Here is an 18,357-nt window from a genome sequence, read left to right on the forward strand (position 1 = left end):
CCACAGTAGCGGTGGGAGCGGGCTTGCCCCGCGATGGTTTCACCACCACCGTACAGGTCGTCCCCGCCGCCAGCAAAAAGCCCTCCGGCACTTCATCGATATGAATCCGCACCGGCACCCGCTGGGCCAGGCGCACCCAGTTGAAGGTCGGGTTGACGTCGGCGATCAGCTCGCGGCTTTGCGGGTTGTCGCGATCGTAGATGCCGCGGGAAATACTCTCCACATGGCCCTTGAGCACTTCACCGCTCATCATCTGCAGGTCAGCCTGGTCCCCCACTTCCACATGCGGCAGCTTGGTCTCTTCGAAGAAGCCGTAGACCCAGAAGGAATCCTTGTCGACCACCGCCATCTTCGGCTCACCAGTGCGCGCATAGTCGCCCCGGTGCACGTTGAGGTTGGTCACGTAACCACCGACGGTAGCCAGGATCTTTGTCCGCTTGAGGTCCAGCTCGGCGGCCGCCAGTTGCGCCTGGGCGTGCTGATAGTCGGCCAGCGCCGAGTTGGCGATGTTGCTGGCGTCGTCCCGGTTCTCGCGGGAGATCACCAGGTTGTCCATGTCGGCACGCCGGTGGGCATTGACCTTGCGCATTTCCCAAGTGGCCTTGCGTGAGGCAACCAGGGCCTGGGCCTGTTTGACCGCCACCCCATAATGCTCAGGGTCGATCTGCAGCAGCAGGTCGCCCTTCTTCACCAACTGGTTGTCGCGCACCGGGACATCGACCACATAGCCCGGCACATCGGCGGCAACGTTGATGATGTCCGCGCGTACCCGCCCGTCCCGGGTCCAGGGCGTGTTCATGTAGTGCACCCAGAGCTGGCGGCCGATCATCACGGCAGCAGCCAGCACAAGCAAGGTGGCGATCAGGCTAAAAAACTTTTTCATCAACAGGGGCTCAACGGTAGAAAGTCAGGGCGATGGATCCGAACAAGCAAATAAACAGGCACAGGCGCAGTAGCGCCGGATGCCAGAAAAACCGGTAGCCGTCGACGCTTGCGATACACCGGTCCAGGCCCCAGGCAAGCCCGGCGGCGAACAGGAACATCAGGGTCATGGTCGGCATGTAGACGCCATGGAAGGCGATTTCACGGGGCATGGGGCAGTCCTTGGGCCGGGGCCAGCGCGGCCAGCGGCGACTGGGGGTCGAGTAGCGAAGTACGGATGAAATGCAAGTAGCTCTGCACGCGGCGCAGGGCCGAGGTGTCAAAATGCCGGGCAAAGGGTTCGTCGGTGGCCTGCACGCGGCTGATGACGTGGTCCACCGCGACCAAGGCGCGCTCGTGGTTGCTCGTGCTCGGTTGCAGGAACAACCGCGCCAGGGCCCGGCCCATGACCCGGATTGCCTGGCGCCAGGGTTGCGATTCGGCATAACACGGGTGCACCGGCAGGATCGCCTGCTCCTTACGCAACTCGATAATTGCGTGCCCCACCTCCAGCACCAGGAACATCCAGCGCAGCAGGTTGCTCTGTACCTGAGGTTTACCGGCGGCCAGGCCATAAGCCTGGTGCAGCAGGTCGCGGCTGCGGCTTTCAAAGGCCGAACCGAGGCCACGCAAGCGACCGCTGATGGCGAACAGCACCTGGCTGCGCAAGTCCTGCTCCAGGCGGCTCCACAACCAGCGGCTGTTCGGCGGCAGGATGATGGCCCCGGCAGCGGCACATACCAGCATGCCGATGACCATGGCGATGTAGTCGTTGATGAAGTTGTAAGGGTTGTAGACCGTCAGGTTATCCGGCACTGAACCGGTGGCAAAGAAGATCAGCAAGCCCAGGCCGACACCGGCATAAGCGGGTCGCGAAGCCAGGAAAGCCCCCAACACAAAGACCGGCGCCAGCACCAGGCAGAGCAAGGGAAAGCCGTCGATCCAGGGGAACACGAAGAAGGTTTCGAAAAAGCCGACAAAGGCCCCTATCAACGTCCCGCAGGCCATCTGGAAAGACATCCGTTTGGGGTTCGGTGAAGCCGCTGACAAGCCCACGGTGGCGGCGGCGATCAAGGTCATCATCGCCCCGCTCGGCCAGGCCGTGAGGATCCAGAAGCTGCCCAGCACCAGCAAGATCAACGAAGCGCGCAAACCCGCGGCCAGCGATACCATCCAGTTGGTCTGTGCCACATAGGGTTCGTCCCACTGCTCGCGGGCATGGTTGTGCTCAGCCAGCGACGCGTGAGTCAGGGCGTAGCTGTGCAGGTCATCGACAAAGCGGTACAGCAGTTCGTAGGCGGTATGGAAGTCGAGTAGATCGGCATCGCTCGGCCCGGTCTCGACATAGGCGCCGCGCAAGCTGCGCACCCGCTCCGGCAAGCCTTCCTTGTAGGCGGCCAGTTGTTCGGCCAGGCGCGCGGCATCGGCGCTGGTCAGCGCCCGGCCGGCATAGGCATCGAGCAGTTCGCTCAATGCCTTGAGGCCGGGTTCGATTGCCATGACGATCTGCAGCGGACCGCGCAGACGCAGGCGCTCAAGCAACTGGTGCAAGGCGTTGAAGCGCGTGGTGATAGCCATGAACTCGCTGTTCATCCGCCCCAGCCGGCCGTTGCGTCGGCGCATGTGCGGGTCTTCGAAGGCGGTGACATTACGTAGGCTTTCCAGGCCAACCGCCTCGGCGATAAAGCGCACGTTGCTGCTTTCGAAACGATCGCGCTGGCTGTCGCCCCGCAGGCCTTCGACGACAAAACCGGCGAAGACTCCGAAACGCTGGTACAAGGCATTACGCATCGCCGCGCCGGCCGACTGCGGCAGGATCGCAGCGCTGACCAGAGTCGACAGCAGAATCCCCAGGGAGATTTCCAGCACCCGCCAGACTGCCGCCATGAAGGCGCCGTCCGGGTGCTCCAGGGCGGGTAATCCGACCATCGCCGCGGTGTAGCCGGCAAGTACGAAACCGTAGGCACGAAAGGTCCGATAGCGCATGGCACCGGCCGAACACAGGCCCACCCAGATCGCCAGGCTCGGCAGGAACAGTTCCGTGTTCTGTGGAAACAGCGCGATCAACACGATCATCATCGACGAGCCGGCCAAGGTACCTAGCAGCCGCCAGACGCTCTTGGCAAACACATGCCCGCTCTGCGGCTGCATAACGATGAATACCGTGATCATCGCCGTACGCGGTTGCGGTAACTCCAGGCGCATGGCCAGCCACAGGGTCAGGAACGCGGCGCTGAGGACCTTGAAGATGTAGACCCAGGTCACCCCGTCGGTGCGTGCCCACTCAAAGAAACCACGGCGCCACTCAAGGCTTGCCAGCCAGCGAAACGGCAGGGTCAGTGCGCTCATTCGGCGTGGCCCGGCTTATCGAAGATTGCCAGGGTCGCCGGGGGTTTCGGCGCCTGTTGTTTATCTTCGCTCGGCACGTCATTACCGGCACCCAGCCCACCGCCCAGGGCAGTGACCAGCTCGGCATGCGCGGTCAGCCGAGCTGCCTGGACCTGCTGCTGAATCTGCTGCTGGCGAAACAGCAAGGTCTGGGCGTTGAGCACATTGAGGTAATCGGTCAAGCCGCGCTGGAAGGCGATCATGGCGATGTCGTAAGTCTTCTGCGCCGCAGCCACCGACTCGGCAGCAAAGTGCTGTTGTTCCTTCATCGACTCGCGGCGAATCAGCTGATCGGAAATACCCTTGAGCGCCTCGACTACGGTCTGGTTGTAGCGCGCCACGGCGATGTCATAACCGGCCGATGCAACACCCAGCTGCGAGCGCAGGCGGCCACCGTCGAACACCGGCAGGCTGATGGCAGGACCGACGTTGTAGTTGAACTTGCGCCCGGTCAGGAACTCCAGCGGACCACCACCGGTGGCCATGAAGCCAAGCCCGCCGACCAGGTCGACGTTGGGGAAAAAGCCGGCGTGGGCGACGTCGATACCGCGCGCCTGAGCTGCGACCTGCCAGCGGCTGGCAACCACGTCCGGACGCTGGCCGACCAGCTCGGCGGGCAAGGCCGACGGCAGCTTCAAGGCGGCACCGAGGGCCAGCTGCGGACGCTGCAGTTGCGCGCCCTCGCCTGGACCCTTACCCGCCAGCGCCGCCAACTGGTTACGCGCCAGGGCGATTTCTTCATTCAGCGCATCAAGCTGGCGATGGGTTTCCGGCAGCGGTGTCTGCGCCTGGCTGACTTCGAAATGGGTGCCGATGCCACCGGCCAGGCGGCGTTCGGCCAGGACCAGGATCTGCTCCTGTTGCGCAAGTTCGGCCATGACGATATCGCGCTGGGCAAAGTGCAGGGACAGCTGGATGTACATTTTGACGATGTTGTTCTGCAGCTCCAGCTGGGCCTGGCGCAACTGCGCCGCGCTCATATGGGCCATGTCCACGGCCTGTTCACTGGCATTGCGCTCGCGGCCCCAGAGGTCCAGCGCATAACTGAAGCCGAGAGCGGCGTTGTTGTCCCAAGTGTTGGCCCCGGACAAGGCCCCCGGGCCGTAGAACTGGTCTTCCGGCCAGTTGTGGCGCTTGAGCGTCGACTCGCCGTTGACCTGCAGTTTCTCGGCTGACTCGACCACCCCGGCCATGGCTTTGGCCTCACGCACCCGGGCGGCGGCCATGGCCATGCTCGGGCTGTCGTTGACGGCCAGGGCAATCCAGCGGTCCAGTTGTGGATCGCCATAAGCGCGCCACCACTGCTGGTCAGGCCAGTGGGCGTCACGGGCGGCCGAGCGGATCGCCTCAATGGTGGTCAGGGTATTGGCTTGCAGCGTCTTGCTTTGCGGGGCAATGCCCCAGGTTCCGATACAGCCGCTCAAGGTCAAGCTAAAGGCACAGACACTGAGCGCATTCAGCGCTCTGATGATGCGACGCGGCACAGCTGCGAATTCCCGACGTAGAAGGTGGATGACGCTTGGAGAGGCAATTCTAGGGGGCTGGCGCACTGACGATAAGCGTGTATTACTGCGAATCTTTGTTACGAAAACAGCGATAATCCGGCTTTAGTCTGAAGACCGGCTCGGTTACTTCATGTCACAATTTGTCGTCTACTTTGAGAGCGACCCATGGACACCCTGCAAAACATGCGTGCTTTTAGTTGCGTAGCGCAAGTCGGCAGCTTTACCGCCGCGGCGGTGCAACTGGATACCACTACCGCCAACGTCTCGCGGGCGGTCTCCAATCTTGAAGCCCATCTGCAAACTCGCCTGCTCAACCGCACCACCCGCCGCATCGCCCTGACCGAAGCCGGCAAGCGTTACCTGATGCGCTGCGAACAGATCCTCACCTATGTCGAGGAAGCCGAAGCCGAGGCCAGTGACGCCCATGCCCGCCCGGCCGGGCAACTGAAGGTGCATTCGATGACCGGCGTCGGTCAGCATTTCGTCATCGATGCCATTGCCCGCTACCGCGAAACCCACCCGGATGTGACCTTCGACCTGACCATGGCCAACCGCGTGCCGGACCTGCTCGACGAGGGCTATGACGTGTCCATCGTGCTGGCCAGCGAGCTGCCCGACTCGGGCTTCGTGTCCCAACGCCTGGGTATCACCTACAGCATCGTCTGCGCATCGCCTGACTACGTGAAACGCCACGGCATTGCGCACAAACCCAGTGACCTGCTCAATCACGCCTGCCTGCGCATGGTCAGCCCGGTGATCCCGCTGGAAAAATGGCTGTTCGACGGCCCGGAAGGCCAGGAGGTAGTCAACATCACCCAGGCGCCGTTCCAGGTGAACTCGGCCGACGCGATGAAAACCGCGATCCGCAGTGGCATGGGCGTCGGCGTATTGCCGATCTACTCGGCCATCGATGGGCTGCGTGACGGCTCCCTGGTGCGGGTGATGCCTGAGTACCGCTTGCAGGAGCTGAACCTGTACGCGATCTACCCGTCGCGCCAGTACCTGGATGCCAAGATCAAGACCTGGGTTGAATACCTGCGCAACTCGTTGCCGGAAATCCTCGCCGCCCACGAAGCAGACCTCAAGACCCACGAGCTGCTCATCGCCAACTGAAATCTTGCTGCACAGAGGCGGTGGAGAATGATAGCGTGCTACCCATTCTCCATCGTCCGCAGAGATTTCGCCGATGAAAAAGACCGTCCTTGCCTTCAGCCGCATCACCCCGGCGATGGTCGAACGCCTGCAGCAAGATTTCAACGTGATCGTGCCGAACCCCAAGCTCGGCGATATCAGTGCGCAGTTCAACGAAGCCCTGCCCGAAGCCCATGGCCTGATCGGCGTTGGTCGCAAGCTCGGTCAGGCGCAGCTTGCCAATGCCAGCAAGCTGGAGGTGGTGTCCAGTGTGTCGGTGGGCTACGACAACTACGACCTTAACTACTTCAATGAGCGCGGCATTGCCCTGACCAACACCCCCGACGTACTGACCGAAAGCACCGCCGACCTCGGCTTCGCCCTGCTCATGGGTTGCGCCCGGCGCGTCGCCGAGCTCGACGCCTGGACCAAGGCCGGGCAATGGCAGGCCACCGTCGGCCCGGCGCAGTTCGGTAGCGATGTGCACGGTAAAACCCTGGGGATCGTCGGCCTGGGCAACATCGGTGCGGCCCTTGCCCGCCGTGGGCGCTTTGGCTTCAACATGCCGATCATCTACAGCGGCAACTCGCGCAAGACCGCGCTGGAACAGGAACTCGGCGCCCAATTCCGCAGCCTGGATGAGTTGCTGGCTGAAGCCGACTTCGTCTGCCTGGTGGTGCCGCTTGGCGCCCAGACCAAACACTTGATCAGCAGCCGTGAGCTGCAGTTGATGAAGCCCAGTGCCTTTCTGATCAACGTATCGCGTGGGCCGGTGGTGGATGAAGCGGCGCTGGTGCAAGCCCTGCGCACTAACACCATCCGCGGCGCCGGGCTGGACGTGTATGAAAAGGAACCATTGGCTGAATCGCCACTGTTCCAGCTGCCCAATGCCCTGACCCTGCCCCACGTCGGTTCGGCTACCGCGCAAACCCGTGAAGCCATGGCCAACCGGGCCATCGATAACCTGCGCAGTGCTCTGCTTGGCGAGCGGCCGCGGGATCTGGTCAATCCGCAGGTGTGGAAGTAAGCCTGCTATTTCGACCGGCCTCATCGCCGGCAAGGCTAGCGCCCTGTAGGAGCCGGCCTTGCCGGCGATGAGGCCATAACAAACAAACGCTATCTCAAGACAACAGCCGGTGTAACAACCTTAGGCTTGGACTTCCTGAACACCAGCACATTCCCCAGCATCACCAGCACCAGCCCAGACAGCGCAGGCGCCGTCCACTGATACCCCTCGTAGAATGCCGACACATTCAACGCCACCAGCGGGAACAACACCGTGCAGTAAGCCGCCCGCTCCGGCCCCATGCGCCCGACCAGGGTCAGGTAGGCGGTAAAACCGATCACCGAGCCCGGGATCACCAGGTACAGCAGCGAACCGATGTAGCGCGTATTCCATTCCATATCGAAAGGAATGCCGCTGAACAGGCAATACACCGCAAGCATCCCGGCACCATAGAGCATGCCCCAGGCGTTGGTGGTCATTGGCCGCAAGCCGGCCTTCTGCTGCAAACTGGACAGCATGTTGCCCGCCGAGAAGCACAAGGTGCCAAGCAGCGCCAGGGCCAGGCCGATCAGGGTTTCACGACTCGCCGCATGGCCCGCCAGCTCCGGCCAGAACAGCAAGCCAAGCCCGCACAACCCTAGCGCACCCCCAGCCAAAACATTGGCGGCGATCTTCTGGCCGAAGAACACCCGGGCATTGAGCGCGTTCCACAAGGTTGCGGTGGAAAACACCACGGCGATCAGGCCGCTGGGAATCCATTGGCTAGCCGTCAGGAAACACATGAAGTTGACGCAGAACAGGCAAAACCCCTGAGCCAGGCAAATGCCATGACCACGCCGGTTCATCGGTTGCAGGCGACGGCTGAGCAGCAGGATGGCGAACAGGATCAGCCCGGCCAGAGCGAAGCGATAGACAATCGACACGGGAATGGCGACTACGCCCAGCTGTAGTTTCAGGGCGATCCAGGTAGTGCCCCAGATCAATACGGTCAGCAGGTACAACGACAGGTTCATGGCAGCGCTCCTCGCATCCAGGCCTTCAGTCTCAGGCCGAACGTGCTGTGCGCGCTTGCAGATTCTTGCGCTTTTGCCTCACCCGCTGCTGTCAGGCATTGCACAGCGGAGTAGGATGACGGCCAGAGGTATCGCTCATGACCCCGTTGGACCAACTGCAAGTCTTCAAAGCCATGCACGACTCACCCCATGCCCGCCTGGAGCACAGCGCGCACCTGGGTGACGGCCTGGCAGCAGCCCTATGGAACAACCGTCACGACGCCCGCGACTACGAAGCACCGAGCCACCACACCCTGTCCTGCTACATCGCCGACGGTACCGGCACGTTCCGCCGCGAACAGCCCGCACACAAAGGCGCACCGAATAAACTGTGCATCATGCCCGCCGGCTCAGCGTCCAACTGGGTGGTCAACGGCTCGATCCGCCTGGCGCACCTGTACATCAGCCAGGAACAGTTCGCCCTCGGTTGCATCAGCCTGCTCGACCGCGAACCCCGTGAACTGCAGTTGCAGGAGGCAACCTTCCTTGACGATCCCGAGCAAGCCCGGCGTTTTCATCAACTGATCGCAATGGACTGGGACGAACCAGGCGAACGCCTGCTGACCAGCACCCTGGCCCACGAAATTCTCGACCATGCCGTGCTCAGCCAGGTCGGCCTGCGTCAGGGGCTGCGCCTTAAAGGCGGCTTGGCCGCGCACCAGCGCCGGCAATTGAGCGAGTACATCGAAGGCCATCTGGACCAACCATTGAGCCTGGGGGAGCTGGCGGCGCTGTGCAATCTGTCCGAGTACCACTTTGCGCGAATGTTCCGCGAAAGCTTCGGCCTGCCGCCCCACCAGTACCTGTTGGCCCGGCGTCTGGCCATGGCGCGACAACTGCTGCGCGTTGGCGACCTGCCCCTGGGCGAGGTCGCCCTGCAGTGCGGTTTTGCCAGCGCCAGCCACTTCAGCAACCGCTTTCGCCAGGCCCTGGGGGCAACACCCGGTGCTTACCGGGCGGCCTTCAGGCGTTAGATTGGCTTACCCGGGCAGCATCGCCAACACCGGCCCAAGCACTAGGCTGAGCCCGACCAGCCCAAGCAACAGGCGCGGCTGATAGGGCAACAAGAATACCCACAGGGTGACGCCCGCCATCAACAGCGCAAACAGTTCGACCAGGCCCATGGCCCAGCCACTGTTGCCCACGGCCAGGTACAGCGCCACCAGCAGCAACAACCAGCCTGCGATACGCAGGGCCCGCAAACGCACTGCGGCGGGAGCGGCACCGAGCAGCTCCTTGTAGTGTTTTTCCATTGCCAGGCACAAACAGGCAAAGCCGGCAAAACCGAACAGGGCAACGGCGAGCATCAACTTACCTCGCTATCGATCAGGTTGGCGCTGGCCGCTTTTGCTGCCTTGGGCGCACGCTTGGCTACCACCACGGACGGGCGCCACATCTTGCCAGCACCCCAGGCGAAGAACAGGCCACAGCCCAGCGCCGTCAGGTCGAATCCGGCCATAGCCCAGTCGCCGGCTGGAATCGAATGGATCAAGCCCTGGCCTGTGGTCAACTGATTGAGCAGCGGCAAACCGGCCCACAGCAGCGCAGCCAGTCCCAACTGTTCGGCCCAGGCTCGGCGCCCCGGACGCAACATGGCGTGAATCAGCGATAACGCCCAGAGCAGAAAGAAACTGTTCACTTCCCACTCGGCACGTCCTTCCAATCCCACCGGGAGCAAGCGGTTGGCCCAGAAGAAGGCCGCCACCCCGAGCAACAAGCCGCTCATGCTGGCGATGTTCAACACCTCCACCAGACGCAGCTCGAAGGGTTGCGTACCGCTCTTGGCATGCTTGAGCTGACGCTTGCCCAGCCACAGCACCAGGCCGGTGCCAATCACCGCCGTACCGGCCAGGCCGAAGAAGAAGTACCACCAGCGCAGCCAGGGCCCTGCAAATACGCCCAAATGCAGGCCATACATGCCCCCGGCAATCAGCACCGGCATGGCTTCGTTGCCGCTGACGCCTTGCAGCGTGCCGTTAACGCCATCAAAGATCCAGCCACCGCTCCGCTGGTAGGCAATGCGATCCCCCGTATGGCGGGAGAAGCGTACGCGGGCGTTCTGATCGCCCGGGTTTTGCACCTCGATCCAGCCTATGCGGCTGTCCGGCGATTGTTCCCGGACCTTCTGGTAAAGCGTCGGCAACGGCAGCAATGGCGCGGCGACACCCGCCACCTTAAGCTCTTCGGGCGTACCGAACAGGTCGTTGAAAAAGCCGCGGGTGTTGTCGCCATAGCTGGCGATGATGCTCGCCGGCATGACCATGGACATGAAGATCACCAGACTGCTGTAGCTGATCATCAGGTGAAACGGCAGCACCAGTACGCCAATGGCATTGTGACCATCGAGCCAGGATCGCTGACCCTTGCCTGGTCGGAAGGTGAAGAACTCCTTGAAGATCTTCTTGTGGACAATGATGCCAGTCACCAGCCCCAACAGCATGATGAACGCGGCAAACGTCGTCAGCCAGCGCCCCCAGGGGTAAGGCATCTCCAGCTGATAATGGAATCGATAGAAGAAATTGCCACCGCGTGTTTCACGCGCCTGGACTTCGCCCCCCGTGGCAGGGTCCAGGGTTTTATCGATGAAGCCGCGTCGCCCGGCACCTTCCGCGCGCCAGCCGACACTCAGGCCGGGCTCGCGCGCCTCCGGCAGGCGAATGAACCAACTGCCGGCATTGGGCGCATGTTGCTGCAGGTAGTCCTGAGCCAGGGCCAGGCTTGCCAGCGGGTCCAGCGGGCGGGCTTGCACCTCGGGCTGAGCCCAGTGATTGATCTCTTCCTTGAAGTAGGACATGGTCCCGGTCAGGAAAATCGCAAACAACAGCCAGCCGAAGATCAGACCGGTCCAGGTGTGCAGCCAGGCCATGGCCTGGCGAAAGCCCTCTTTCATCAGTTTTTCATCCAGTAGACCAAGCCATTGATCGCGCCCAGTACCAGGCTCGGCAGCAACACGCCCAGCCAGGCCTGCCAGGCACTACGGCAGGCAAAGCACCAGAGGAAGGCCACCAGGTAGAACAGGAATGACAGCATCATGCCGCTGACTACCGCTTCAGCTTTAGGCATCGGCGCCAGCAGGCTGAAGCAGACGCTGGCCATGGCCGCCAACAGATATCCACCAAACACAGCGGCCAGGCAGCGCGAAGTCACAGCCAGGCGATAGTTCAGGGGCAGCCGGGCGGCTTTGCTTTTCATGGCATCCAGTCCTAGTGAAAAGCACTAATAATAATGATTTATATTCTCAAAAGCAAAGCCGCTGGCCGTACCATCAGAACGACAGATCGACGCCAACAGTGTATCGGCGGCCATCCAGCACGGTCTGATAGTTCTGGTAGTCGACTTCCTTGTTGAACACGTTGTAGACACCGGCCAGCAGCTTCACGTTCTTGGTCACCCGGTAGGTGCCGCCGAGGTCGACAAAGGTGTAGGACGGTGTGCCATCGGACATGGTGGTGCGACCCAGATAATCGGAAGTCTTGCCGCGATAGTTCAGACGCGCCCAGGTGCCCAGCTGATCGGTGGTCTGCCAGTCCAGGGTGGCGTTGACCATGTGCCGTGGCATCTGGTTCAGTGCCTTGCCCTTTTGCGGGCCGCTCTTCTGTTCAGAGTCGGTGAAAGTGTAGTTGGTAGCAAGCTTCAGGCTCTGGGTGATATCCCAGTCCAGAGTCGCTTCAATACCGCGCATCTGCGCCTCATCAACGTTCACCCGGTCACTGATGAATTTGTACGAAGTACCGCCGATCTGGCACTGACCCGAAGCATTGCCGGTGCTGTCGGTGCAGCGGCGGGTTTCGGTGATCTTGTCTTTGAAATCGGTATTGAACACGGTCAGACCGGTGGAGAACCCTTCCAGGCTGTCCCAGATCATCCCGATCTCCTGGCTCAGGCTCTTTTCCGGCTTGAGGCTGGAGTTGCCGACAATGATTGCCGGATCACCACCACCACCGGTGATCTGGCCCCAGTCATCCACCGCCGCACGGATATCCGGCGAGCGGTAGCCACTGGACACACCGCCTTTGACGGTCCAGTGCTCGGTTGGGTGATACACCCCGTACAAACGTGGCGACCAGTGCGTACCGTAGTTTTCGTCACGGTCCATACGAATGCCGCCGGTCAAGGCAAAGGCTTCGGTCAGGCGCCATTCGTCTTCGGCAAACAGGGCCCAGGACCAGCGCGTCAGCTGGTTGACGTCGGACGCTGCAGCCAACTGGTTGCCTTCGTCGGTGAGGTCTTCGTACTTGTACGAGCCACCAACGGTGGTGATGTGCGAATCGCTGAAGAACGACACCTGGGAGTTGAGCACGGTGTTTTCCAGCTCCATGCGCCGGCCCGGGTTCTCGATCTTCTCGCGCTGCAGGTAGCTGTCGGTGGTGATGCTGTCCCAGCGCCCGGAGTGACTGATCGAGAAGTTGGTGCGTTCATAGTCGCTGAAGCTGTCGGAAGAGCGCGCCGACTTCCCTTTGTGAGCATAACGGTCCTGTTCGGATTTACCCGCCTCGAAGGTGATGTCGTTGTGCTCGTCGGGGGTGAACGACAGCTTGGCCGTGCCGCTGTCGGTGCTCTGCTCATTGAAGCCGTTGGTGATGTGGTCTTCGTCGCGACGCGAACGCTGTCCATAGAGCTGCAAGCCGACCAGGTTTTCGATCAGCGGCCCGGACACGAAGGCACTGGTGCTGTTGTAGTCGCCCGAGTCGGAGCGATCCTGGAAGGTTGCTTCGCTGCGCACACCGCCGTACCAGGTCGGGGTCACCTTGCGGGTGATGATGTTGATCACCCCGCCCATGGCGTCGGAGCCATACAGCGACGACATTGGCCCACGGACCACTTCGATACGCTCGATTGCCTCAAGTGGCGGCATCCAGCCTTGCTCGATACCAGCACCGTCACTGTTGGGGCGGGTTGCACGCGAGTCCTGGCGCTTGCCATCGACCAGCATCAGCGTGTACTTGGAAGCCATGCCACGGATGCTGATGTCGCTGGAGCTGGCCCCACCGGTGACCACTACACCCGGTACATCTTTCAGGGCATCGGTCACATCCCGGTAGGATTTATTCTCGATCTGCTCGCGGGTAATCACCGAAATCGACGCGGGTGCGTCTTTGATTTGCTGGGAGAAACCAGAGGCGGTGACCACCACATTGTCCAGCTCCATTGGCTTCTGGGGGTCGGCACTGGCCTGGGAGGTATAAATCGAGCAGAGGGTAAGCGCGAGGCAGGATCGGGTGAAAAGCGGGGACACGTGGAGCTCTCCCTGAGAAATGTAAAGGTTTGGTAAACCATTCAGGGTGCGAATGCTATTGACTCTCAAATGAGAGTAAAGCGTATTTACGTTATTTACATTCTCCGGTCTGCGTTTTTACCGCCAGTCAGCGCCTGATTGCCGCGCAGCCTTCGATAACAATACAATGAGAACAATTATTATTCTGTTGCGCATCCTGGCGCCGGAGTGTTCACGGTGCCCAGTGCCCCCTCTTCTTCGCTCGAAGTCCTCTACCACGCCCATCACAACTGGCTGACCGGTTGGTTGCGCCAACGCCTGGGCTGCCCGGATAACGCCGCGGACCTGGCCCAGGACACCTTCATGCGCCTGCTGCAGGCCCGCGAAACGCCAGTGCTCAATGAACCACGGGCGTTCCTCACCACCGTGGCCAAGCGAGTGCTGTGCAACCACTACCGGCGTCAGGATCTGGAGCGCGCCTACTGTCAGGCGCTGGCGCAGTTGCCGGAAGCACTGGCGCCCTCGGAGGAACACCGGGCGATCATCTTCGAAACCTTGCTGGAACTTGACCGCTTGCTCGACGGCCTGGCCCCGCTGGTCAAGCGTGCCTTTCTGCTGGCCCAGGTCGACGGCCTTGGTTACGGCGAGATCGCCACGCAGTTGGACATCTCCCTGGCCACGGTCAAGCGCTACCTGAATAAGGCAGCCATGCGCTGTTACTTTGCCCGGTGAACAACTTGCATCAGGAATTTTCGCCTCAGGTGGCCGAACAGGCCGTGCACTGGCTGATCGAACTGCAGGGTGGCGCACTCGATCCGCGCCAGCAGCAGGCCATGCAGCAATGGCTGCAAGCCCATGAAGAGCACCGCCGGGCCTGGGAGCATATCCAGCGGGTCAACCTGCGCCTGCGTGGGTTGTCTTCGCCGCTGGCCCATGCGGCGTTGCAGGCACCGCGTTCGGCCAGTCGCCGTCGGGCCCTCAAGACCCTGTTGATTCTGGGGGTGGGTGGCGCCGCCGGCTTGACCCTGCAACAGCACAACCCGTTGCCAACCCTGCTTGCCGACTACCACAGCCCAGTGGGCGAGCGTCGTCGCCAGGCACTGGACGACGGTAGCCAGCTACACCTGAACACCCGTAGCGCCGCCGATGTGCGTTTCGATACCCAGCAGCGCCTGGTGCGCCTGCTCGAAGGTGAAATACAACTCACCGTCGCCGAGGATGCCCGTCCCCTGCGCTTGCTCAGCGATTTCGGACTGCTGCAGCTCAACGCGGGTCGTTACAACTTGCGTCAGTTCGAGCGCTACAGCCAGCTCAGCGTCCATCAGGGCAGTGCCAGCCTTGCCGGCAACACCCTGGCTGCCGGCCTGCAAGCACGTTTCAATGGTCCGCAGTGGCAAGCCACCCAGTTACTCGACAGCAATGCCGGCGCATGGGTCGATGGCATGCTGGTGGCCGCACACATGCGCCTTGGTGACTTTCTCGGCGAACTCGGTCGCTATCGACGCGGCCAGCTCAACTGTGCTCCCGAAGTCGCCGAGTTGCTGATTTCCGGCAGTTATCCACTGGCCGACAGCGAGCGCATTCTCGACCTGCTGGAGATCGCCTTACCGGTACAGGTTCGGCGCTTTACACGCTACTGGGTGACGGTCGAAGCGCGGGCCTGAAAAATGCTCAAAATACCTGAGCCGTTTTTTCATCTCGCGTGACAGAGAGGGCAGAACCCTTTGCTTTGACCTGCTCAAGGACCCTTGCATGCCCCTTCGCCCGAGCCCACTTGCCCAAGCCCTTCGCGCCCTGTTGTTCGGTGCCGGCCTGAGCGTTGCCGTCGTCCCTGCCCTGGCGCAAGAGTCGGCAGCCCGCAGCTACCACATCGCCCCCATGTCGCTGGAAAGCGCCTTGAACCAGTTCGGTCGGGAAAGCGGTGTGCTGATCTCGTTCGGCTCCCAGCTCACCAGCGGTGTGCAGAGTCCGGGCCTGGACGGCCAGTACAGCCCGCAGCAGGCCCTCGATATCCTGCTCCAGGGCAGCGGCCTGCAAGCCCGTGCCGAAGGTGAAAACGCCTTCAGCCTGCAACCGCAGGCAGCAGCCAGTGCCCCGGTGGAGCTGGGCACCTCGACGGTAGTCGGTGACTGGCTGGGTGCGGCCCAGCAGGACAACGTCTTCGAACACGCTGGCGCCCGTGACGTGATCCGCCGCGAGGAGTTCGAACGCAGCGGCGCTACCACCGCCCGCGAAGTGCTCAACCGCATTCCCGGGGTCAACGCGCCAGAAAACAATGGCACCGGCAGCCACGACATGGCGCTGAACTTCGGCATCCGCGGCCTCAACCCGCGCCTGGCATCGCGCTCCACAGTACTGATGGACGGCATTCCGGTGCCCTTCGCACCCTATGGCCAGCCACAGCTGTCGTTTGCTCCGATCAGCATGGGCAACATGGACGCGGTGGATGTGGTGCGTGGCGGCGGCGCGGTGCGCTACGGCCCGCAAAACGTCGGCGGCATCGTCAACTTCGTGACCCGGGCCATTCCTGACGAGCCGACGGTCAAAGCCGGCTTCCAGACCCAGACCAGCCCGTCCTCCAGTCACGACGGCTTCAAGACCAGCGCCAACCTGCTCGCTGGCGGCACCAACGACAACGGCCTGGGCGGCGCCCTGCTCTACTCCGGGACCCGCGGCGGCGACTGGCGCGAGCACAGTGATACGCAGATCGACGACCTGATCCTCAAGGGCAAGTTGCAGCTCGACGAAGCCAACAGCCTGCACGCCATGGCCCAGTACTACGAGGGTGAAGCGCAGATGCCCGGTGGCCTGAGCGTGGCCGACTACGATGCCGACCCGTACCAGTCGACCCGCCTGCAGGACAAGTTCTGGGGCCGCCGGACGATGTTCAACTTCGGTTACGACTACAAGGAAGATGCCCGCCAGTTCAGCGTCAACAGCTTCTTCACCAAGACCCTGCGCAGCGGCTACCTGAACCAGGGCAGCTTCGTCTCGCTGTCGCCCCGCGAATACTGGGTACGCGGCATCGAAACCCGCTTCTCCCAGGGCTTCGCCCTCGCTGAGAGCTGGCATGAAGTCGGTGTCGGCTACCGCTACATCAACGAAGCGGGCCACGAGCTGCGCTTTCGCGAGCCGATCAGCGCCAACCAGCTGCCGACCACCGCCAGCCGCAACGACCGCGACACCCGCGGCAGCACCGAAGCCCATGCAATCTTCCTCGACGACCGCATCGATATCGGCCAGTGGACCATCACCCCGGGCATCCGCTACGAGATGATCGATTCCGAGCAGAGCAACAAGCTCACTGGCCAGCGTTACCAGGGCGACTACAACACCGCCCTGCCGGCGTTGAACGTAATGTATCACCTGACCGACAGCTGGAATCTGTATGCCAACACCGAAGGCTCCTTCGGTAGTGTGCAGTACAGCCAGATGCCCAACCGGGTCAGCAGCGGCGAAGTCAAACCGGAAAAAGCCCGCACCTGGGAGCTGGGTACGCGCTATGACGATGGCCTGCTGCAGGCTGAGATCGGTGCGTTCCTGATCAACTTCGACAACCAGTACGAAAGCAACCAGACCAACGACTCAGTGATTGCCCGCGGCGAAACCCGCCACCAGGGTATCGAGACCAGCGTCAAATACGCCCTCGAGGGTCTGAACCCTGCACTGGCCGGTTTCGATGTGTATGCAACCTATGCCTTTGTCGACGCTAAAATCCGTGAAGACGGGCCTAACAAGGGCAATCGTGTGCCCTTCTCCTCTCGTCACAAGGGCACTCTCGGCGTTGGCTACACGGAAGGCCAGTGGCAGCTGAATCTGGACAGCACCTACCAGAGCGACCAGTTTGCCGACAACGCCAATACCTCCAGCGAAAGTGCCGATGGCAGCACCGGGCGCATCCCGGGCTACATGCTGTTCAGCAGCCGCGCGGCCTATGATTTCGGCCCGCAACTGTCGAACCTGAACGTCGCCGTCGGGGTGAAGAACATCTTCAATCACCAGTACTACACACGCTCCTTCGATGACAACAACAAGGGCAAGTATGTCGGTGAACCTCGTACGGTATACCTGCAGACCTCTGTCGCGTTCTGATCCAGCGCATGCAAAAGCCCGGCCGACGCCGGGCTTTTTGCAACAAGAAATTTATCTTTCAAAAGGACTTGAATTGTTGCCCCAAGTGCCTGACCTTGTAGTCAAGAGGCGATGGTTTCCACAGGCCGCAAAGGCCCCATCGATTCTCTTGCGAGCTAGCTGAATAAGGGATTGAACTATGCAAATCCAAGTCAATAGCGACAACCATATTCAAGGCAACATCCGACTGGAAGAGTGGGTCCGCGGCACGGTAGAAAGCACGCTCGAACGTTTTGAAGAAGACCTCACCCGCGTCGAGGTCCACCTGCGCGACGAGAATGGCGACAAGCCAGGTCCGCATGACAAACGCTGCCAGATGGAGGCACGCCCAAAAGGCCATCAACCGATTTCCGTAAGCCATACCTGCGCATCCCTCGACCAGGCTGTCGAAGGTGCCGCAATCAAGCTCAATCATGCCCTGGAGCACTTCTACGGCAAGCTGCGCAGCAAACGCGCCGTTGCTCAGCAGAGCGTCGACAGCGCCCAGAATGACGGCCTGCTACAGGCAGAGTTCCTGGAGAACGAGCAAGCTCGCAGTATCAGCTGAATGACATAACGCAGACGGTAAAAAGGCGAGCCCGGTGGGCTCGCCTTTTTTATGGCTGTTAAGTTTTAGCCTTCCGAAAGTTTAATCAAGCCGAGCCCCACGAACAGCCAAACGAATCCGATGGTCGTCAACCAGACAGATGCGATCATTCGATACTTAAGCGATCTCGGAAAATTTCTAATCTCATCGGCATCGAACAACCCCCTACGAATCCCAATCGATGGATAAACCATCGCGGCGCAAACGGTGTTTACCAGATAGCAACGTGATTTCAGGCCTGTAGTGCCCCATAAAGGAATCTGTTGCTTGAGCCAGAGGCAATTGGGGAGAGCTGCAAGCATGATGTTGAAATCACGGCTGCAGGCTATGTAAGCGCCCATTGCTACTCCGCTCAAGCCGATCACAAAAGGAGCAAGCATGAAGGCGAATGCCCACCAAGAACTCCAGAACCCGGTCATGGA

17 protein-coding genes are annotated in these 18,357 nt (G+C 61.5%); 7 read left to right on the top strand and 10 right to left on the bottom strand.

Features of this window, described 5'->3' with window-relative positions; genetic code table 11:
- The 4 genes from ACRESH_RS19530 to ACRESH_RS19545 form a co-directional block, all read right to left on the bottom strand.
- Nucleotides 1-883 (bottom strand): efflux RND transporter periplasmic adaptor subunit (locus tag ACRESH_RS19530; protein ID WP_431743517.1); only part of this gene is annotated, 883 nt, incomplete at its 3' end.
- Between the two features lie 10 nt (nucleotides 884-893).
- Nucleotides 894-1,094: a DUF1656 domain-containing protein gene (locus ACRESH_RS19535; protein WP_431743518.1), complete on the bottom strand. Its 201-nt coding sequence runs from the start codon at nucleotides 1,092-1,094 to the stop codon at nucleotides 894-896.
- The gene (locus ACRESH_RS19540; RefSeq protein WP_431743519.1) at nucleotides 1,084-3,270 is read right to left on the bottom strand and encodes an FUSC family protein; all 2,187 of its coding nucleotides are present in this window, start codon (nucleotides 3,268-3,270) and stop codon (nucleotides 1,084-1,086) included. The genes ACRESH_RS19535 and ACRESH_RS19540 overlap by 11 nt, the downstream gene beginning before the upstream one ends.
- Nucleotides 3,267-4,793, bottom strand: coding sequence for an efflux transporter outer membrane subunit (locus ACRESH_RS19545; protein ID WP_431743520.1), 1,527 nt, complete (start codon nucleotides 4,791-4,793; stop codon nucleotides 3,267-3,269). Before ACRESH_RS19545 ends, ACRESH_RS19540 begins: the two co-directional genes overlap by 4 nt.
- Before the next feature lie 186 nt (nucleotides 4,794-4,979).
- On the opposite strand from ACRESH_RS19545, the gene ACRESH_RS19550 reads away from it, so the two are divergent.
- Together ACRESH_RS19550 and ACRESH_RS19555 are read left to right on the top strand one after the other, a co-directional pair.
- Nucleotides 4,980-5,927, top strand: a complete 948-nt coding sequence (locus ACRESH_RS19550; protein WP_431743521.1) for a LysR family transcriptional regulator — start codon at nucleotides 4,980-4,982, stop codon at nucleotides 5,925-5,927.
- 73 nt (nucleotides 5,928-6,000) lie between these two features.
- Complete coding sequence (locus tag ACRESH_RS19555; RefSeq protein WP_431743522.1) at nucleotides 6,001-6,972, top strand: 2-hydroxyacid dehydrogenase; 972 nt, start codon at nucleotides 6,001-6,003, stop codon at nucleotides 6,970-6,972.
- Nucleotides 6,973-7,061: 89 nt separating this feature from the next.
- Here ACRESH_RS19555 and ACRESH_RS19560 read toward each other — a convergent pair whose 3' ends face one another.
- On the bottom strand, nucleotides 7,062-7,964 hold the full coding sequence (locus tag ACRESH_RS19560; RefSeq protein ID WP_431743523.1) for a DMT family transporter: 903 nt from the start codon (nucleotides 7,962-7,964) through the stop codon (nucleotides 7,062-7,064).
- 137 nt (nucleotides 7,965-8,101) lie between these two features.
- Between ACRESH_RS19560 and ACRESH_RS19565 the strand changes: the two genes are divergently transcribed.
- Entirely contained in the window at nucleotides 8,102-8,977 is an 876-nt protein-coding gene (locus tag ACRESH_RS19565) for a helix-turn-helix domain-containing protein (protein WP_431743524.1), read from the top strand.
- Nucleotides 8,978-8,983: 6 nt separating this feature from the next.
- Here the strand turns inward: ACRESH_RS19565 and ACRESH_RS19570 are convergent, their stop codons facing one another.
- The 4 genes from ACRESH_RS19570 to ACRESH_RS19585 form a co-directional block, all read right to left on the bottom strand.
- Nucleotides 8,984-9,310, bottom strand: a complete 327-nt coding sequence (locus ACRESH_RS19570) for a DUF3325 domain-containing protein (protein ID WP_431743525.1) — start codon at nucleotides 9,308-9,310, stop codon at nucleotides 8,984-8,986.
- Nucleotides 9,310-10,893, bottom strand: coding sequence for a PepSY-associated TM helix domain-containing protein (locus ACRESH_RS19575; RefSeq protein ID WP_431743526.1), 1,584 nt, complete (start codon nucleotides 10,891-10,893; stop codon nucleotides 9,310-9,312). The genes ACRESH_RS19570 and ACRESH_RS19575 overlap by 1 nt, the downstream gene beginning before the upstream one ends.
- The gene (locus tag ACRESH_RS19580; protein WP_431743527.1) at nucleotides 10,893-11,195 is read right to left on the bottom strand and encodes a DUF3649 domain-containing protein; all 303 of its coding nucleotides are present in this window, start codon (nucleotides 11,193-11,195) and stop codon (nucleotides 10,893-10,895) included. Before ACRESH_RS19580 ends, ACRESH_RS19575 begins: the two co-directional genes overlap by 1 nt.
- Before the next feature lie 73 nt (nucleotides 11,196-11,268).
- Nucleotides 11,269-13,239 (bottom strand): ligand-gated channel protein, encoded by a 1,971-nt coding sequence (locus tag ACRESH_RS19585; RefSeq protein WP_431743528.1) that lies wholly within the window; start codon nucleotides 13,237-13,239, stop codon nucleotides 11,269-11,271.
- 216 nt (nucleotides 13,240-13,455) lie between these two features.
- On the opposite strand from ACRESH_RS19585, the gene ACRESH_RS19590 reads away from it, so the two are divergent.
- The 4 genes from ACRESH_RS19590 to ACRESH_RS19605 all read left to right on the top strand — a co-directional run bounded on the left by ACRESH_RS19590 (nucleotide 13,456) and on the right by ACRESH_RS19605 (nucleotide 17,896).
- Entirely contained in the window at nucleotides 13,456-13,950 is a 495-nt protein-coding gene (locus ACRESH_RS19590; RefSeq protein WP_431743529.1) for a sigma-70 family RNA polymerase sigma factor, read from the top strand.
- 5 nt (nucleotides 13,951-13,955) lie between these two features.
- Complete coding sequence (locus ACRESH_RS19595; RefSeq protein ID WP_431743530.1) at nucleotides 13,956-14,882, top strand: DUF4880 domain-containing protein; 927 nt, start codon at nucleotides 13,956-13,958, stop codon at nucleotides 14,880-14,882.
- 88 nt (nucleotides 14,883-14,970) lie between these two features.
- Nucleotides 14,971-17,310 carry a TonB-dependent Fe(3+) dicitrate receptor FecA gene (fecA, locus tag ACRESH_RS19600; RefSeq protein WP_431743531.1) on the top strand — a complete coding sequence of 780 codons (2,340 nt, stop codon included), beginning with the start codon at nucleotides 14,971-14,973 and terminating at the stop codon, nucleotides 17,308-17,310.
- Nucleotides 17,311-17,488: 178 nt separating this feature from the next.
- Nucleotides 17,489-17,896, top strand: coding sequence for an HPF/RaiA family ribosome-associated protein (locus ACRESH_RS19605; protein WP_431743532.1), 408 nt, complete (start codon nucleotides 17,489-17,491; stop codon nucleotides 17,894-17,896).
- 65 nt (nucleotides 17,897-17,961) lie between these two features.
- Here ACRESH_RS19605 and ACRESH_RS19610 read toward each other — a convergent pair whose 3' ends face one another.
- Nucleotides 17,962-18,354 (bottom strand): hypothetical protein, encoded by a 393-nt coding sequence (locus ACRESH_RS19610; RefSeq protein ID WP_431743533.1) that lies wholly within the window; start codon nucleotides 18,352-18,354, stop codon nucleotides 17,962-17,964.
- Between the last annotated feature and the right edge of the window lie 3 nt (nucleotides 18,355-18,357).

It is taken from the genome of Pseudomonas sp., assembly GCF_050739775.1.
Lineage (GTDB): Bacteria > Pseudomonadota > Gammaproteobacteria > Pseudomonadales > Pseudomonadaceae > Aquipseudomonas.

Bases quoted from the DNA above. Each gene is read 5' to 3' on its own strand.
- ACRESH_RS19540 (WP_431743519.1), bottom strand. From the start codon at position 3,270: ATGAGCGCACTGACCCTGCCGTTTCGCTGGCTGGCAAGCCTTGAGTGG.
- ACRESH_RS19560 (WP_431743523.1), bottom strand. From the start codon at position 7,964: ATGAACCTGTCGTTGTACCTGCTGACCGTATTGATCTGGGGCACTACC.
- fecA (WP_431743531.1), top strand. From the start codon at position 14,971: ATGCCCCTTCGCCCGAGCCCACTTGCCCAAGCCCTTCGCGCCCTGTTG.
- ACRESH_RS19555 (WP_431743522.1), top strand. From the start codon at position 6,001: ATGAAAAAGACCGTCCTTGCCTTCAGCCGCATCACCCCGGCGATGGTC.
- ACRESH_RS19605 (WP_431743532.1), top strand. From the start codon at position 17,489: ATGCAAATCCAAGTCAATAGCGACAACCATATTCAAGGCAACATCCGA.
- ACRESH_RS19565 (WP_431743524.1), top strand. From the start codon at position 8,102: ATGACCCCGTTGGACCAACTGCAAGTCTTCAAAGCCATGCACGACTCA.
- ACRESH_RS19550 (WP_431743521.1), top strand. From the start codon at position 4,980: ATGGACACCCTGCAAAACATGCGTGCTTTTAGTTGCGTAGCGCAAGTC.
- ACRESH_RS19580 (WP_431743527.1), bottom strand. From the start codon at position 11,195: ATGAAAAGCAAAGCCGCCCGGCTGCCCCTGAACTATCGCCTGGCTGTG.
- ACRESH_RS19535 (WP_431743518.1), bottom strand. From the start codon at position 1,094: ATGCCCCGTGAAATCGCCTTCCATGGCGTCTACATGCCGACCATGACC.
- ACRESH_RS19610 (WP_431743533.1), bottom strand. From the start codon at position 18,354: ATGACCGGGTTCTGGAGTTCTTGGTGGGCATTCGCCTTCATGCTTGCT.
- ACRESH_RS19575 (WP_431743526.1), bottom strand. From the start codon at position 10,893: ATGAAAGAGGGCTTTCGCCAGGCCATGGCCTGGCTGCACACCTGGACC.
- ACRESH_RS19570 (WP_431743525.1), bottom strand. From the start codon at position 9,310: ATGCTCGCCGTTGCCCTGTTCGGTTTTGCCGGCTTTGCCTGTTTGTGC.